Origin of the sequence: Shewanella submarina (assembly GCF_042646185.1) — a bacterium.
Classification (GTDB): domain Bacteria; phylum Pseudomonadota; class Gammaproteobacteria; order Enterobacterales; family Shewanellaceae; genus Shewanella; species Shewanella corallii.
Genome location: NZ_JBHRTD010000017.1, coordinates 475,617 through 491,933, shown reverse-complemented (window position 1 = coordinate 491,933; position 16,317 = coordinate 475,617). Strand labels below are relative to the sequence as shown.

Genomic DNA, 16,317 nt, shown 5'->3' with positions numbered 1-16,317 from the left:
TTTGTTTGTTCAATCGATGATGACAATTAGTCTGATTTACGGCTTTAACATTTTGTTCGGGGGAAAAATTTTGTAGAATCTCGCGATTGTTTAAGCCGCATACTCGTTAACAGCCTGGCTGACAGGATTCCTGCTTGGGGTGGGATTTGTTAAAATGCGCCGAAATTAATAGTGAGATTGAGCCATGTCTATTTACGTAGTGGGACACAAGATCCCTGATTCTGATTCCATCTGTGGTGCTATTGCGCTGGCCTATCTGAAAAACCAGATCGGCGAGCCAGCCATTGCCACTCGCCTGGGTGAGATCTCTCCTGAGACTCAGTTCATTCTGGACACCTTTGGTGTTGAAGCCCCAGAGTTCAAAGAGAGCTATGCCGGTGAGCAGGTTTATATTGTTGACCACTCTGAAGTGACTCAGGCTCCGGACGATATCGCTCAGGCGACTATCGTGGGTATTGTTGACCACCACAAACTGGGCGACCTGACTACCGCTACTCCACTTGAGTGCTGGATCCGCCCGGTAGGCTGCTCTAACACAGTGATCAAGATGATGTACGATTTCCACGGCGTGGAAATTCCAAAGGCGATCGCCGGCATCATGATGTGTGCCATTCTGTCTGACACTGTTGTGTTCAAATCTCCAACCTGTACTACTGCTGATATCCGCTGCGTTGAAGCTCTGGCTGATATCGCAGGTGTTGAAGACTTCCACGGCCTGGGCATGGAAATGTTCAAAGTGAAATCTGCCGTTGAAGGTACGCCAATCCGTGATCTCGTTATGCGTGACTTTAAAGACTTCAACATGAACGGCAAGCTGGTTGGTATCGGCCAGCTGGAAGTGGTTGACCTGTCTGTATTTGACGCTATCAAGCACGAGCTGGAAGCTGATATTGCCTCTCTGAAAGAAGAGGGTGGCCGTCACTCTGTGATGCTGCTGCTGACCGACATCATGAAAGAAGGCTCTGAGCTGCTGGTTGTGTCTGATGACGTTGCCGTGGTTGAGCGTGCTTACGGTACCGCTACCGAAAACGGCCGTGTATGGCTGGATGGTGTACTGAGCCGTAAGAAGCAGGTAGTACCACCACTGCAGGATGCTTTCGCTTAATCGCGACTGAGCTCTGAGTGAAATGCCGGCATTTGCCGGCATTTTTGTACCCATTGCTAATGAATTGAAATATATTAATAAATTCACCTATTCATCAGAGGGAAGTCGATGAACGCCATCTTACTATTTATTTTGCTATCGCTGATGTTTGTGTCTCTCTATGTCAGATTTGTTCAGACACTTGGTGGAGAGCTGTGTAAACATCTTGAAGTGAGTCAGCCTGAGCTCTGGCGGCAGGTGGTTGAACAAGCCAGCCAGCTGGGCAGTGAAGATAAATGGCCAAAAGCGGTGGCATTGCAGATGCTGTTGAATGGCAGCTTTGCTGATCAGGGCTCAAACGAATTGAGCCGGTTCAAAGCAAAATCGATTCTTTATCGTGTAGCACTTGCACTGTCCTTTGTTCTGGCATTGGGAATCAGCTATTGGTTCTATCTTTCCTCGTAAATGCGCAGCATGATGACCAAATATTCCCGGGGAGCCGGGAGGTAAGTCGGCTTGGTATTAGTCATTGCTGACAGGCGATGCAGTTTCAAGCTAAAGATGAAATTGGGCCCCAAATGGAGCCCATATTTATTGTTAACTCCCGGTATTAGACGCCTATCTCCCCACCATCGTTTTTGGTAATGACCACAGTCGCCGCCCTTGGGCGAACGCTGGTGCCGGTAGGCGTCACCTCAGCAGCATTGGCCGAGTATGGCCAGTTACCCGGGTGCTGAATATTGGCAAACATATTCTTGTAATCCGGAGTGATAGCAAAGCCTGTCACTTCACAGCCATTGGGACCGACGAAGAAACGACGCAACTGGGTTTGGTTGTCAGCACTGATGACTTGCTGGTTTCCATCACCATCAACCAAGGTCGAAGGCACCACTGCCAGCATCTGGTCATTGGTGTATTCTTCCACTTCATCGGCGCCGTTGTCTGTCTGCACCCACATAATACCGCGGTGGTCAAAGGCGAGGCCGTCAGGACTGGCAAATTGGTTAAGCTCTGCCAGGCCGGAGCGGTTGGTATCGGCATCACCATCTTCAGGTGAACCAAATACAAATATATCCCAGCTAAAGTCTGTGGCGTCTTCACCTTCATCCCAGCGAATGATGTGACCGAATGAATTATCTATGCGCGGGTTGGCGGCATTGGCCTCTTCACGTCGGGTGTTGTTGGTCAGTGTCAGGTAAGCACTGCCGGTAAATGGGTCGACGGCACACCACTCAGGTCTGTCCATCTCTGTGGCTCCCACTGCATCTGCTGCCCCGGGCGTGTTCAGAATAATGGCGGCCTGAGATACAAATTTTTCCCCCAGGCGGCGACCATCAGTGGTCACGCTGTCCAGTGTCAGGGGGATCCAGTTACCTGTACCATCTGCATTGAATTTGGCGACGTACAGTGTGCCTTCATTCATATATTTATCGCCGGTAGCGATACGATTGGCAGGGTTGGCGTCCGAAGGATCCCAGTTGGCATCTGACACAAACTTATACATATATTCAAAGCGTGAATCATGACCTGAATAGAAGGTCACAGGCTTACCGGCTTCCAGTTTGCCAAAGGTGCAACCTTCGTGGCGGAAACGGCCCAGCGCGGTGCGCTTTACTGCGCGGGTGGCTGGGTTATATGGGTCGATTTCTACAATATAACCATGACCATTGGCCTCATTGCGGTAATCCTGTTGAGCACTGTTACCACTTGGCGTGACATTGAAGCGGGTAAATTCATCCACCAACTCTTCTGTGTGACCTTCAAGAGTATCCCAGCGATAACGACTGTTTGAATGGCTCAGGCCCAGTCTGTCCTGATCTTCAGTGTGATCGCCACGGTTTACAAAATAACCGGGCCAGTTCTCTTCGCAGGTGAGATAAGTACCCCAGGGAGTAAATCCGTTACCACAGTTGTTAAGGGTACCGCGGGCCTGGCTGCCATCCGGGGAAAAGCGAGTTTCCAGATAAGAGGTATATGCCAGAGGGCCGGCAATATCCATGATGGTGGCACCGGTAAAACGGCGATTATGGCGATCGTTCTTAACCACCTCCCACTGGCTGCCATTCTTGCGGATACGTACCACTGAAACGCCGTGTCCGTTGATCTCCTTGCGTACCTCATCCACCACAGTACGTTTGCCATCAGCATCAAGCGTTGGACCGTTTGCATGCAGGGCATCCAAATCCAGGTACTCATGGTTTACCACCAGCAGGCCATCTTCACTGCTGTCATTCAGCGGGAAGAAATGCATACCATCATGGTGTATCCCCATGGCATTGGCCTGATCTTCTGCCGTATTGGTGCCGTCAGACTTCCATTCTCCGGCTTTATCATTCAGTGGCGTGCCCCAGGGAGCCAATACCTGGGCGCTATAACCTTGAGGAATGGCAACAGCATCTGTCATAGAGCTGGCAATAGAATCAAAACCCAGTTTAACCGAGGCTTGGGTCGGTGGCGCCGGGGTTGGTGCGGGTGGTGGCGTTGGCGCTGGTTTAACGACAGTTTCACTGCTTGAGTTACAGCCACTCAGGCCAGCTCCGGCAAAGGCGGCCATGGCGCTCATACCCAGTCCACCTTTAACAAAATGGCGACGGGAAAGATGACGTTCAAGCACCTGATCGAATGTTTCATTATTACTTTTGTTGTAGCACCTTGGGTCATGGGTTGCTTTGCTCATTGGACACTCCTGAGTGTTAACGCATTTTGTTGTTTTGATGAAGCAATGGGAGCCAGCTCACACTGCGATGCGCTACACACTAAGGGGGCAAGATGACAGTTTGGCTGAAAACAGATGACCCTGAGATTGCCAAATTGTGTCAGAGATTAGACTGGTTCCAACTGTACACAAGAGCAATTTAAATACCTGGTTGAGGGGGAGTTTGGCTAACACTTATCTATATACAGTTGGCTCTGATAATGGGGAGCTTTTCCCGATTCGGAGTGTGTTGGGGACTGGGGCCGATAGTAGATCAGCATACAGGTTTGCCACCATTGAGCTGGGGCCATACCGGCAGGATAGAGGATGATGCGGGTGTCGGTGCCCTTGCCACTGACACTCAATTCCAGTTGGTCATTAAGCTCAGTGATACACACTGCTACGTCAGATTGTTCAATACTGCAATCAGGTAACCCCAGCAGGCTGAGCATACTTCTGGGTGTGGGATAACCGTTTAAAAGGTTCACTTTCATGCCATCTATTTCGACGGTTGCCTGGCCCAGATTTCTGTCCTTGATCTTAGCTTCGAGAACTACTGCATCGTATGAGGCTTGAAATAACTGCTGATATTCCACCAACAGGGTCTCGCGGGAATCCTTACGCGTGTCGGTAAGTAAAAGCCAGATAACCACTGTCATGGCGACAAAAAGGAATATGTATCTGGTAGGTGAGGGGGTGCTTGGTTTCACAGACTAGAATGCGCCTGATTTCTGGTTGTTGGTTTCAAATCAAGATACCTCTGATTTGAACTTGAACAAAATGTTATTTATATGTTGCGCGCAATCCGGCTATTCGTGAAGATAAAAAGCCCTGTATTTGACTCCATTAGCCAAGATGCCAACAAGAATAATCAGAACGCTGACTCGTCTATTTAATAAGGGTGAACCCCACCTGGGAAAATCTCCCTCAATTTACAGTCTGTTGATACTCTTGGCTTTGCCCTTTCAAGCTTTGGCCAGCAATGAAATACAGACTCGTCAGGAGTTGGATACTGAATGGACATCCGGCCAGTATGAAACTCAGGGGTTATATTTCTCCGGCGTTCCCAACTGGGTATCGACCATCAAGATACCGACAGTGACTGAGATACCCAAAGATGAGGTCACAGACGGTATCTACACCCTGTTGGTCGACAACCAATACAAGGTTCCGAAAGAGGACGCTCCCGAATATTACTCTCGTTATGCAAAACAGATTACCGGCAGTGATGGTCTGGAGACGGCCTCACAGATTGAGATTGAGTTTGATCCCAGCTACGAAAAGATTCTGTTCCACGGTGTCAGATTAAAGCGTGATGGGGTGTGGTTGGATAAAAGCCGGGATGTCAGTTTTTCGCTGCAGGACAGCAGAGGCAATGATGCACTTCTGGTCAGGCAGAATAAGTCAGCCTATTGGATCGTTAATGATGTCAGAGTTGGCGATATCCTCGAATATCATTTCACCCGTATCGGTCAAAATCCCGTGTATCAGGGCATATTTTCTGCTTCGCGAACCCTGCAATGGTCGGTACCGGTTCACAATCAGCACTATCGTCTGGTTTGGCAGAAAGAAACGCCTGCCAATGTCCATTTTACCGACGGTGAGATGGAGATGGAGCAAATCCGCCTTGGGGACACCACAGAGTATAAGTTGATGTTAAATCAGGTGCCTGCAGTCAGAGTGCCCAATGATACACCATCCTGGTACCGTCCCTATGCGAGGGTGTTTATTAATGAGGTCAATAGCTGGCAGGAGGTAACTGACTGGGCAAGACCGCTTTTTGAGCGTCAGACAGTTGCAGATGATGAAATCACAGGTTTGGCAGATAGGTTCAAACAGAGCGGCGACCTGAAGCAACAGGTTGCGGCAGCGACTCAGTTTGTACAGGAGGAGATCCGATATCTGGGGCTGGAGATGGGCAGCAACAGTCATATGCCCGCGTCGGCGCCGGATACCCTGGCTAAACGCTATGGTGACTGTAAAGATAAAACCGTGTTGTTGGCTGCGATTTTGAGGGCGATGGGTGTTAAGGCTTCTCCTGTCCTGGTGCACTCCACTGAGGGCCAGGTGTTGGATACCATGCAGCCTTCACCTAAGCGATTTAACCATGCGATCGTTAAAGCGGAAGTCGCGGGAGAAGTGCAGTGGATCGATCCAACAATACTTCATCAACAGGCAACCGAATATCAACCTGACTATGGGTATGCACTTGTGCTGGATGACACAGGTCATCAGCTTGAGCTCATGTCCAAGTCCAACTCAGGCTCGCGGGTTGAATATAAAGAGGTCTATAAACTACCTGATACCAACGAAAAGCCATTGAGCTTGAGGGTGGTGACCACCTATGGGGGCGTAGATGCCATTAATGGCCGATCAACTTTAAGCAGCAACGGACTCGAGGGGGTCTCTGAACAGTACCTCAAGTATTACGGTAATAGCTTTCCGACCATAACAATTGCCGAACCTCTCGAGGTCGTTCACGGTAACCATGGTGAGTTGACCTACCATGAGTCCTACAATATGGATGAGGCCTGGGAGATCGATGAATCCGGTACATTGACTATCTACTTCAGCGAGAACCAGGTGTCATCCTATCTTCAGGTTCCCGATGCCGGCGACCCAAGACCAAGGGGACAAACTTTTCCGCTCGAAATTAATGGTCTGATTCGGATTGAGCTGGAATCTGAAGACTGGAGCTTTACCAACGAGCGTATCAATGAATCCAATCCATTTTTCGATTATCAGTATCAATTAACATTCGATAAAAAGGGTAGGAAGCTGATGTTGGAATACAGCTTCAAAACCCACACTGATCTGATATTGGCTGAAGAGTTAAAAGCTTATTCGGACGCAGTATTGAAAGTTCGAGACTCCTTGAGTATTGGTTTAACCCGCTCGGCTCCTGCGTCAGCTACTTCGTCTGACTCACAAGCCGAACCTGTCAATATTGGGGTATCTGAAGCGGTATGGATTGTCATTATCCTGGTTATCATGCTGTTTAGTTTGGTTTTGGCTATCTCCAGCTTCCTGGTTGCCAAAGATTATGAAGGGGAGGTCGAGTATTACCCTGTTTCTCCAATTAGTTTTTATTTACTGTCTCTGGTGACATTGGGTATTTATCCTTTCTATTGGCAATATAAGTGCTGGCAATATATCAAACGTCGTGATGACTCAGATATCTGGCCATTTGTAAGGGCACTCTTCGGCGTGTTTTGGCTTTACCCGCTTTACCTAACGTTAAAGCAGAGGCATCTGGACCGGAACATTAGTTTCCCTGTGTCTGCTTTCGTGATGGGAGTATTGTGTTTTCTGTTTTTCGTCTTCAACGCGTCTCATCAGTTATCAGAAAAAGCTGGCTGGTTCAGTGAGCTTTTGATCCCTTTGTGTGTGCTTCCCTTGGTGTTATATGTCAACCAGCTAAATCTTGGTCGCCGAGAGGCTTTTACCCATAACTCAAGGCCCAGAGCCCGTCATATTGCAATCGCTTTAGTGACCGTGCCTCTGGCGGTATTTGCCGTAACCCAATCCATTGGCCTGATGCCTTCAGAAAGAGTGATTAAAGGGGATGAGCTGTGGCAAAGAGATATCAGCTATATGCAGCGAAAGCAGCTGTTCGGCGCCAACGAAACACCTGTGCTCTTCTACAGTGATGCGCTTTTCAATATCCGTGATGATGGCAATGGCTTTACTGACAGCCGGGTATTCACTTACTGGAAGGATGAAGGCCAGTTTGATTCCAGATCTGTGCCTTTCGAGCAGGTAGCGCAGATAGAGATTGAGTATGCCGACTCAGATAATGACAACTCAGTGATCACTGTTACTCTGGATGACGAGAGTTATTTTCTACTGTTTGTGCCTCACGCAGAGGAGGATGACCAGCGTTTCTACCAGCAACTTAATAAAAGCTGGCAGTCATCTAAAACTTAACACTCAGCCCCTAATCGAAAGCCGGGCAAACGCCCGGCTTTTTTATAATACCAATCCGCATAGGAGATTGATCTCATCAGAGCCATGTCAGCCATTCGAGTACAATCCAAATTGGTGACGACATAGTGGTTCTATGACTAAACAATTTGGGGCAGTAATCGTGTGGCTGACAGGCTCCCGACGGGCGAGTTTTAAAGGTGCGCATACTGCCCAGAGCTCGCTTGATTTATCCCGATAGACCTTTGCTCGCTCCGATTGTCTACACGCCTTTAAATTCTCGCTGAGTGACTAAACTCCTATGCGGATTGGTATACTCACACTTTTTAACGATATCAGACTTGCTAGCAGGCCGGGCCTCCAATAACATGCATTTTCTCTTTTAATACAGGAAGAAATATGAAGAAGTTATTGACCCTGTTTACCATAGTGATGGCTGTTAGCCTTGCTGTGGTTCCCCATGCAGATGCCAAGCGTTTTGGTGGCGGCAAGTCCTATGGTAAGTCCCATAAAACTGCACCTGCTAAACAGCAACAGGCACAGCGTACTGACACCATTCAAAAACAAGGTACTACAGCGCAATCTGGCGCGAAAAAAGGCCTGATGGGCGGTATGTTAGGCGGATTGCTGGCGGGTGGTTTGCTGGCAGCTCTGTTTGCCGGCGGCGCTTTTGAGGGGATCCAGTTTATGGATATCCTGATTATCGGTGTGCTGGCGTTTATTATCTTTAAAATTATCAAGTCAGTGATGGCGCAAAAAGCGATGAGTCAGAGACGACCTCAACCTGCTTATGCGGGGCCTCAGAGTCAACAGCAGTATCAACGCCAGGCTCAGCCACAGCAGACTGGTAACTTTGGTGGCGGCTTCGGTGCTCAGGCCAGCGACGTTCCCTTCAACCTGCCATCGGGATTCGATGCCAACGGCTTCGTTAACCGCGCCCGTGACCACTATATGCAGATCCAGCGCGCATGGAATGCCAACGATCTGGACAAGATCCGCGAATATGTCTCTGCAGATCTGTATCAGGCTCTTGAGCAAGACCGCGCCGCAACGCCGGGGGAGCTGCATAATCAGATTCTGTTTATCAATGCCGAACTGGTTCGTGCAGACTATAACCAGTCGGTAGCGGAATTGAGCCTTAAGTTCTCAGGCAAGTACAAAGAAACTCAGGACGCGATGGAAGAAGATATTACCGATATCTGGCATCTTGAGCGTGACCTGTCCAGGCCTAATTCTCCATGGTTAATTGTGGGCATCGAGTCCTGATAATCCGAACATTTTAAAAGCCTGCTGAAAAGCAGGCTTTTTTGTAGTAGTAAAATACTATTTCGTAATAGATATAAAACCTGATTTAAATAAAGGCTTTATAACCTCACATACATTATGTGATTTAACATATTCAATTTCAGCCGTTTAGTATTATATTTGGGCAATTAAACGTTCATTTAAAACTTTAATGTTAATTGCTCTTACCTTCAAAATTACTATATTTGCTTGAGCCTTAAACATATATTGAATAAGTATTGAATCAAATTTGAACAGTTGCGACTATAACCCTTGTCGCCTGCAAAAAGGGCGCAAGTTCAAGACCATGTTAGTACAGTTAGAAGGCCCATATTAGGAAAACCAAAATAGGTGGTACTAAGTTAAGCGGTATTAGAGTGCTTGATTTTCCTGAATTTAATAAGACTATTAAAATCAAATAAGGAAATTGGCATGTTTAACAAGCTTGCAATCGCAATTTCTGCTTCGCTGATGACAGGGCTTGTTGGTGCTTCAACCATCGACAAGTATCAACTGGAGCAATATCTGGATTCAACTCAGTCCGAAGAAACCCTACTGCAGGAAAATCAAGGCGTCGTAGCCTGGATGGTGGTGTTGAATCAGGAATCCGTCAGTAAACAACTCAAAACCAGAAGCGTATCAAGCCCGGCGGCCGCCATGCAGGATGTAATGGCATCCCAGGCAAAAATGAAATCTCAAATCGCCGCTATGGGTGAAGATATTCAAGTACTATCTTCGACCTCAAAGCTGGTTAACGGTCTGATTGTGGCCGGTGACCACAAGGCAGTGATGCGCCTCAAAAAGAATCCTGATATTAAAAAGATCCTGCCGGTTTATGACAGACAGCTTCATGTCGCGGCCAGTCGTGATTACGTCGGTGCCACGGCTGTCGCCAACGCTGGTGGCGCTACTGGTGCAGGCCAGATAGTGGCAGTGTTGGATACAGGTGTCGACTATACCCACTCAGCTCTGGGTGGTTCGGGCAATCCGGATGATTATGCGGCTGCAGTGGCATCTCAAGCCACAGCGCCTTCATGGCCACAGGGTAAAGTCATAGGCGGTTATGACTTTATGAATGACGACCCTAATCCCATAGATGCAACCACCAACCACGGTACCCACGTAAGTCACTCTGTATCCGGCATTGCACCCGATGTTGAGTTCTATGTGTACAGTGTGTGTGCTGGCGGTTGCCCGGGTGTGGCTCAGTTCAATGCACTCGAAGCCGCGATGGACCCGAACGGAGACGGCGATACTTCAGATCATGTGGATGTGGTCAATATGTCTCTGGGTGGCGCCTTTGGTGACAACGATGGTGATGCAGTAGAGCTGCTGATTAATGAAATGGTGGAGCAGGGCATCAATGTGGTGATCTCTGCAGGTAATGATGGCCCGCGTCCATTTGTTGTCGGTGGTCCAAGTACCTCTAAAAACGCCATGTCAGTCGGGGCGATGACTCACCCAGTAAATGAAGGTGGCAAAATCGAGTCAGAACTGAATGGTACGCCTTTCGTTGCAGTTGGCGCCGGTTTTAATACCACTAATGAGTTTGCTTTTGACTCTACTGGTTCACCGCTTGTCTATTCCACCGCCAACGATAATGCAGACGCCTGTGATGCATTCGGAGATGACATAGATTTTACCGCCAACGCAGTGTTGGTGGATCGCGGTGGCTGTAACTTCACCACTAAGGTGTTGAATGCCCAAAATAAGGGCGCTGACTTTGTTATCGTTGCCAACAATGTGGATACGCCTCCCTTTGCAATGGGCGGTTCCAATCCAGATGTCACCATTCCGTCAGTGATGATCTCACTGGCTGATGGTAACCTGTTTAAGGATGCGCTGGACAACAACAATGCGGTTTATAGCATTGAATCTGAGTCTGTGGTTCTGGCCGATGGTATTGCCAGCTTTACCTCCAGGGGGCCATCGGTTGCCGGACTGCTGAAGCCTGAAATCACCGCCCCGGGTGTAAACATTCTGACGGCTCACCCAGGTCTGGGTGATGGTCTGACGCCAGCCAGCGGTACCTCCTTCTCCGGACCAATTACCGCTGGTGCAGTGTCTGTTGTCAGGGAAACCTTCCCGGACCGTAACGCCTTCGAAGTCAAAGCGACCTTAATGAACACCGCCAACAGTGATGTTTATCTGGCGCCACCTGCGCAGAACCCTGATGCCGGTTTGGCACCGGTTTCCTACATAGGTGCAGGTTTGGTTGACCTTGAAAGAGCAGTAGAGTCCGAGGTGATTGCATGGGATTCAGACTCCCTGCAAGCAGCATTGGCGTTTGGTCTGGTTAAAGGCACTGAGATGCAAAGTGTGACCAAGACGGTGACCTTAAAGAACTTCTCCGGAAACGATCACACCTTTAACCTGGAGCTTCACCAGAGATATGCGGACGATATCGCGTCTGGTGCTGTTTCTATGGATATGCCATCCAGTATTACGGTGGGAGCGGGTTCCACAGCAGAATTTGATGTCACCATGCATCTTGACCCATCAGCCCTGCCGGCCTGGGGCCTGCGAAGCGGCAATACTGATGTAGCAGGTCAGACTCAGGCATTGACCCTGTCAGAGTATGACGGTGCCATTCGCTTTATGCAGGGTGATGAGGAAGCACTTAAGCTGATTTACCATGTGCTGCCCAAGGCCGACGCCGAGGCCAGTGTTGGTGTCGCACAGTTTGAAGGTGAGACGGTGCGCAGCGTGACCAATACAGGCGCGACAGATCTGACCAATGTCTTCGCTGCGAGCCTGACAGGCGTTGATCCGGTAGAAGATGAACGTCGTCACGATATGGTGGGTGGTAGCTTGGAGGTTATCGAGCTTGCCGGCTGTACCGGTGGCTATGCCATAGTTAACACCATGGTGTTCCGTGACCCGATTATCCATCCATTGGTGGGTAGCCACAATGTGGACTTCGATTTGGATCAAGATGGTACCTGGGACTACAAGATAGGGTCTATTAACTATGGTTGGTTCCGTCGAGGTGACAACCGTGCCCGCATGTTCGTCCATGGCTATCCCAATGCCACCAGAGGTTTCATTCGTGAAGTACTGCATACCCCGGGCAATAACTTCATAGGCAATTTTGCCTGTTTCGGCGATATGGGCCTGAGTGAGAGCGATATTGGCAGTGAAGTGAATATCCGATTCCGCGTAGAAGAAGACAGCTGGATCCTGGCTGGCGCCTCCGGTGAAGGTGATGAAATTACTGCAACTGTTACGCTGGAGCCAAACGATACAGCTCTGAACTTGTTCGATGAAGCAGGTAACCCAATCAGCTCACTGGCTCAGGGAGAAAGCGGTCTGTTTGACGCCAGTTACTCAGAGCTGGGTTATGTCATGCTGTCTGATCAGGGGGGCGTGGCGCTGACCTTCAATATGTCTCCGGACGCCAACTCAGCGCCTCGTGTTGATGACCTCGAAGCCAGTGTCGATAAAGGTACAGGAGAGGGTGAAGTTGTTGCCCGCTTCAATGGCGTGGACGATGACGCTGTGTCCAGTCCAATAGCCAACTACGAGATGACAGATGCCAACTCTGATGTGCTGGTCGTTGATTATGATGGCAGCCTGAAAGTCGCGCCTGGCATGGAGATTGACCAATCTACTGAGACCATGACAGGTACCGTGGTGGCAATTGATACCCTGGGTAATCGCTCCGAGCCTGCTGATTTCACCGTGACTGTAAACAACACCCGTCCTATGGTGGAGTTTGAAGAGAAGCGGGTGATAACAGCCACTGGAGGTGAGGTCACACTGACTGCTCTTGGCACTGATGAAGATGGTGATGAGTTGACCTATGAGTTTACTCAGACTCGTGGGCCAGCGGTCAGCTTCACTCAGGATGACAACATGATAACCTTTACTGCACCTTCAGTCTCAACCAGGTTGAAGTTCAAGGTGAAAGCGTCTGATGGTCGTCTGGAGAGCCGCGCTGACAACGCCAAGGTCATTGTCAGTACACCTCCGCAAGCCATTATTCAGCACTATGAGTTCTTTGGTGGAATTCATATCCTGAGGTCCCGCAGTACCGACGAAGATGGCCGTATTCGTCGTCATCGCTGGACCTTTGATAATGGCGAAACCCGTTCGGGCCGCGTGATTTTCTACCGTGGCGATGCGACCGGCGTAACCCTGGAAGTGACAGATAACAGAGGCCTTAAGGACTCAACCAGTATCACTTTCTAACCTTTCTACTGATAAAGAAAGATGACCAAAGGCCACACAGATGTGTGGCCTTTATTTTTGCATCAGGGAAGATCTCGCACAAAAAATAGCAATATTGGGTAATAGCGACGCCGATGGGTGGTTTGATAAGTTTTTTAAGGTAAGTAAGGGTACCTGGCAACCAGGGCGTAAACATTGAAAGGAGAGGTATTGTTTATGGACAGACATTTTCCCGAAAAACTCAAAATGCTGCATCAAATTGCCATCGATTACGAGGATGGTATCGACTTTGAGCCCTATGAGGAGTTTGTATCTTCGGGACAAACAGATGCGTGGATTAAGTTGTGGACCTGTAATCAAACCCTGAGTGGCGACCAATTCTTAATATTCGGGCAGGACGGCTCAGGTGGTTACGCTGCATTTTGGCTGGTAAATCCAGATCAACCTGTGCTGGAACAACCTGTGGTATTTTTTGGCTCAGAAGGTGAAGCCGGGCTTATCGCAGCGAACTTTTATGATTATGTCTGGTTACTGGCTAATGGTATTGGACCATTTGAGGCCATCGCCTATCCGACCCTGGAAAGACAGGGTAAACCTGAGTTTGCCCGCTTCGCGCAAACGTACGCCCATGACCACAGAGGCACAGTGTCAGCAATTATCGAAAGAGCCCATAACCAGTACCCGGAATTCGACAGGGTACTGGATGATTGGTGTGCATGAACCAGGCATAAAGCCTGTTTTCAAATATCAAATAAAAAGGCCCGCTGGGGCCTTTTTATTTTCAGCAAGGACTACTGAGTCACCTTATGAGTGGTAAAGCTGCCACTGTCCAGCGCCAGCTTGGTCTCTTTGGCACCACTCAGATCAGCGGATTTCAGATCAAAAGACTTAATTCCGCTGTCGAACATAGTTTTGTAGTAGAGAACCCGATTTTGCTGATCGATCACTGAAGTCCACTGGGTGGCAGAGGGCAGATCAGGGATATGGGCTTTATGTTCAGTGCTGAATTCAGTCCCTATGGGAATATCAAAGTTATTCAAAATATGAAACGCCTGAGAAACCGCGTCCCGGTTGGTTTTCATCGTGGGTGCGGTTTCAACATAAAAGGCTGCTCGCACGAATCGGGCCGGAGGACTGATATCGCCAGGCAGAGCCGCAAACGCTGTACCAACCCCAAATGATCTGGCTTGATAATCGCCAAAATTAACGGGGGCTGAGGTGCCGGGCTGCAGGCTGACATAGTTATTCAGATTGGTGACCTGCCAGGGGAAATCCGGAGAGTTGGTCAGTACACCCACAGGGTTGTCATAGAAGTGGATCTCGCCGTTATTCACAATCTCGATAACGATATTAGCACCGGATTTATCCGTTACCCGCCAGTGTGCCGTTGGTGATGGATTACCTTTGGCATCAAGGTAGACAGGTACGATTTTAATCTGCTTAATGGCAGCCTTGACCTGTTCAACCGTATCAAATTGACTCAGCATCCAACGCACAAAATCCATATCGGTAATGTTGTTGGCAGTATGGGCCGGGTCGAACTTTGCCAGGGAGCCGTAGCCTTTGAAATAGAAAAGGCCTGCGGTAAGTCCGGCTTCATTGATCCCTTCGGCGATAAACCTGTCATCTGAGACTGAAATCCCGGCGAAGCCATACTTGCTGTCCCAACTGAGCCCGGTTTTTCCATTAGGCATGGTAGAGGCATAACCATAATTTCTTGGCGCTATGATCAGTTTACTGTTGAGATTGCTTTCTCCCCACTCAATAGTGCGTGCGTGAATATTGGCGTGAGCCTCTGTGCTCAAAGTAATGCCGGTACAGGCATCTGCCGTACCAATAGATGCACCGGCTAATGCCAGTCCTGACAAAATACTCAGGACGAGGGGTTTCAATGCCATAAACAGCTCCTTTTGTGGATTAGGTCACCAGATGGCTTAAATTTTCAAGCCTGTTTTAAGTTTTCGTCGCTAATGTCACTGATAAGTCCGATTATCTTATTGCTGTGACGATATCTTGTACAAAATTATTAAAAAGTGCCGCCAATACCTTATAAAACTGATGCCAAAGCGGACCGGATGTAAGCTCCTGGCCAGGTTGCCGGGCAGCATGAAATGCAAACAGGCCAGAGGTAAGTCGTTTCGCTCCAACTCCAGACGAAAAGACATTCCCAGAGGCATTCGCAACCATAATCCTCTGAACATTGAAAAAGGCTGCAACTGGGAAGGCGCCTGTGGTACAGATGGACGATTTGTGGTTTTTTCCTCCGCGTTTTATGGCATTCGCGCCGCTGCCCGCATAATGAATACTTATCGCTTAAAGTACGGGATCAATACCATCCGGGGCATAGTTGAACGCTGGGCACCTCGGGAGGATAACAATCCCACTGATAACTACATCACCTTTATTGTTGGTCACAGTGGGATCTGTGCTGACACAGTGTTGCACGATTCAGATTATCCCAGAGTGATCACGGCCATGATCAGATTTGAAAACGGAGAGTGCCCTTATTCAGTTGAGGAAGTAACTCAGGGGGTCAACGCAGGCTGGAGATCATGCTGACATATCCCAAGTTTTTCTATTCATAAGTCTCCCGGTGGACACAATTGGAGCCAGGGCACTTCTGAATATGAGTGACGACTACGTGCTCAACAGACCATGAAAAATTATCATCAAGGGCGGGGAAACCTGCCTTTGATTCTATTTATATCACTCTCTTCATATCTGATACTCGTCCCAATTATCGCCGATAACACTCTGTTAAACCTTCCTATTCCCAGTTTTTCTTAGCGTAAGCCTTTTGACATTAATCACCTGTTGATGGGTGATTAAATGGTAAGAAATACCGGTTATTGGTTATTTATCCATATGTAAGACCAGTTCGAGCCGATTAAAAAGTAGACAATCCAGTGTCACATCTATAGTTTGTATACAATACACAATATCCCAATGGCTCCCGGTGGTTGGCTAAAAAAGTAAGAAGTAAAAACGATAGGGCCAACCCCGGGGCCATCTTTAGCTCATTTAACTCATGTGTCGATTGCCAGCATGAGTGTGTTCAACAAAACAATGATAAGAGAGTTGATTATGTGTTCTATCGCGAATAAGACATTCTGGATTTGGCTGTTGTTGTTACCATTGTTCCCCACGATTAGTCATGCTC

The 16,317-nt window shown here is 48.6% G+C and carries 10 protein-coding genes; 7 read left to right on the top strand and 3 right to left on the bottom strand.

Features of this window, described 5'->3' with window-relative positions; translation table 11 throughout:
• The first annotated feature begins 184 nt into the window (after positions 1-184).
• Positions 185-1,105: a manganese-dependent inorganic pyrophosphatase gene (locus ACFOE0_RS16105; RefSeq protein ID WP_248936204.1), complete on the top strand. Its 921-nt coding sequence runs from the start codon at positions 185-187 to the stop codon at positions 1,103-1,105.
• A gap of 108 nt (positions 1,106-1,213) precedes the next feature.
• Positions 1,214-1,549 carry a hypothetical protein gene (locus ACFOE0_RS16100; protein WP_248936203.1) on the top strand — a complete coding sequence of 112 codons (336 nt, stop codon included), beginning with the start codon at positions 1,214-1,216 and terminating at the stop codon, positions 1,547-1,549.
• Positions 1,550-1,694: 145 nt separating this feature from the next.
• Here ACFOE0_RS16100 and ACFOE0_RS16095 read toward each other — a convergent pair whose 3' ends face one another.
• Complete coding sequence (locus tag ACFOE0_RS16095; protein WP_248936202.1) at positions 1,695-3,761, bottom strand: PhoX family protein; 2,067 nt, start codon at positions 3,759-3,761, stop codon at positions 1,695-1,697.
• 206 nt (positions 3,762-3,967) lie between these two features.
• On the bottom strand, positions 3,968-4,489 hold the full coding sequence (locus tag ACFOE0_RS16090) for a hypothetical protein (RefSeq protein WP_248936201.1): 522 nt from the start codon (positions 4,487-4,489) through the stop codon (positions 3,968-3,970).
• Between the two features lie 247 nt (positions 4,490-4,736).
• Between ACFOE0_RS16090 and ACFOE0_RS16085 the strand changes: the two genes are divergently transcribed.
• The 4 genes from ACFOE0_RS16085 to ACFOE0_RS16070 all read left to right on the top strand — a co-directional run bounded on the left by ACFOE0_RS16085 (position 4,737) and on the right by ACFOE0_RS16070 (position 13,877).
• Complete coding sequence (locus ACFOE0_RS16085) at positions 4,737-7,706, top strand: DUF3857 domain-containing protein (protein WP_248936200.1); 2,970 nt, start codon at positions 4,737-4,739, stop codon at positions 7,704-7,706.
• Between the two features lie 396 nt (positions 7,707-8,102).
• Positions 8,103-8,969: a Tim44 domain-containing protein gene (locus ACFOE0_RS16080; protein ID WP_248936199.1), complete on the top strand. Its 867-nt coding sequence runs from the start codon at positions 8,103-8,105 to the stop codon at positions 8,967-8,969.
• A 450-nt stretch (positions 8,970-9,419) separates the two neighbouring features.
• Positions 9,420-13,178, top strand: a complete 3,759-nt coding sequence (locus ACFOE0_RS16075; protein ID WP_248936198.1) for a S8 family serine peptidase — start codon at positions 9,420-9,422, stop codon at positions 13,176-13,178.
• A gap of 195 nt (positions 13,179-13,373) precedes the next feature.
• Positions 13,374-13,877 carry an SMI1/KNR4 family protein gene (locus ACFOE0_RS16070; RefSeq protein WP_115136809.1) on the top strand — a complete coding sequence of 168 codons (504 nt, stop codon included), beginning with the start codon at positions 13,374-13,376 and terminating at the stop codon, positions 13,875-13,877.
• 71 nt (positions 13,878-13,948) lie between these two features.
• Here the strand turns inward: ACFOE0_RS16070 and ACFOE0_RS16065 are convergent, their stop codons facing one another.
• Positions 13,949-15,055 (bottom strand): choloylglycine hydrolase family protein, encoded by a 1,107-nt coding sequence (locus ACFOE0_RS16065; RefSeq protein ID WP_248936197.1) that lies wholly within the window; start codon positions 15,053-15,055, stop codon positions 13,949-13,951.
• Positions 15,056-15,263: 208 nt separating this feature from the next.
• On the opposite strand from ACFOE0_RS16065, the gene ACFOE0_RS16060 reads away from it, so the two are divergent.
• On the top strand, positions 15,264-15,716 hold the full coding sequence (locus tag ACFOE0_RS16060; protein WP_248936196.1) for a virion protein: 453 nt from the start codon (positions 15,264-15,266) through the stop codon (positions 15,714-15,716).
• The last annotated feature ends 601 nt before the right edge of the window (positions 15,717-16,317 follow it).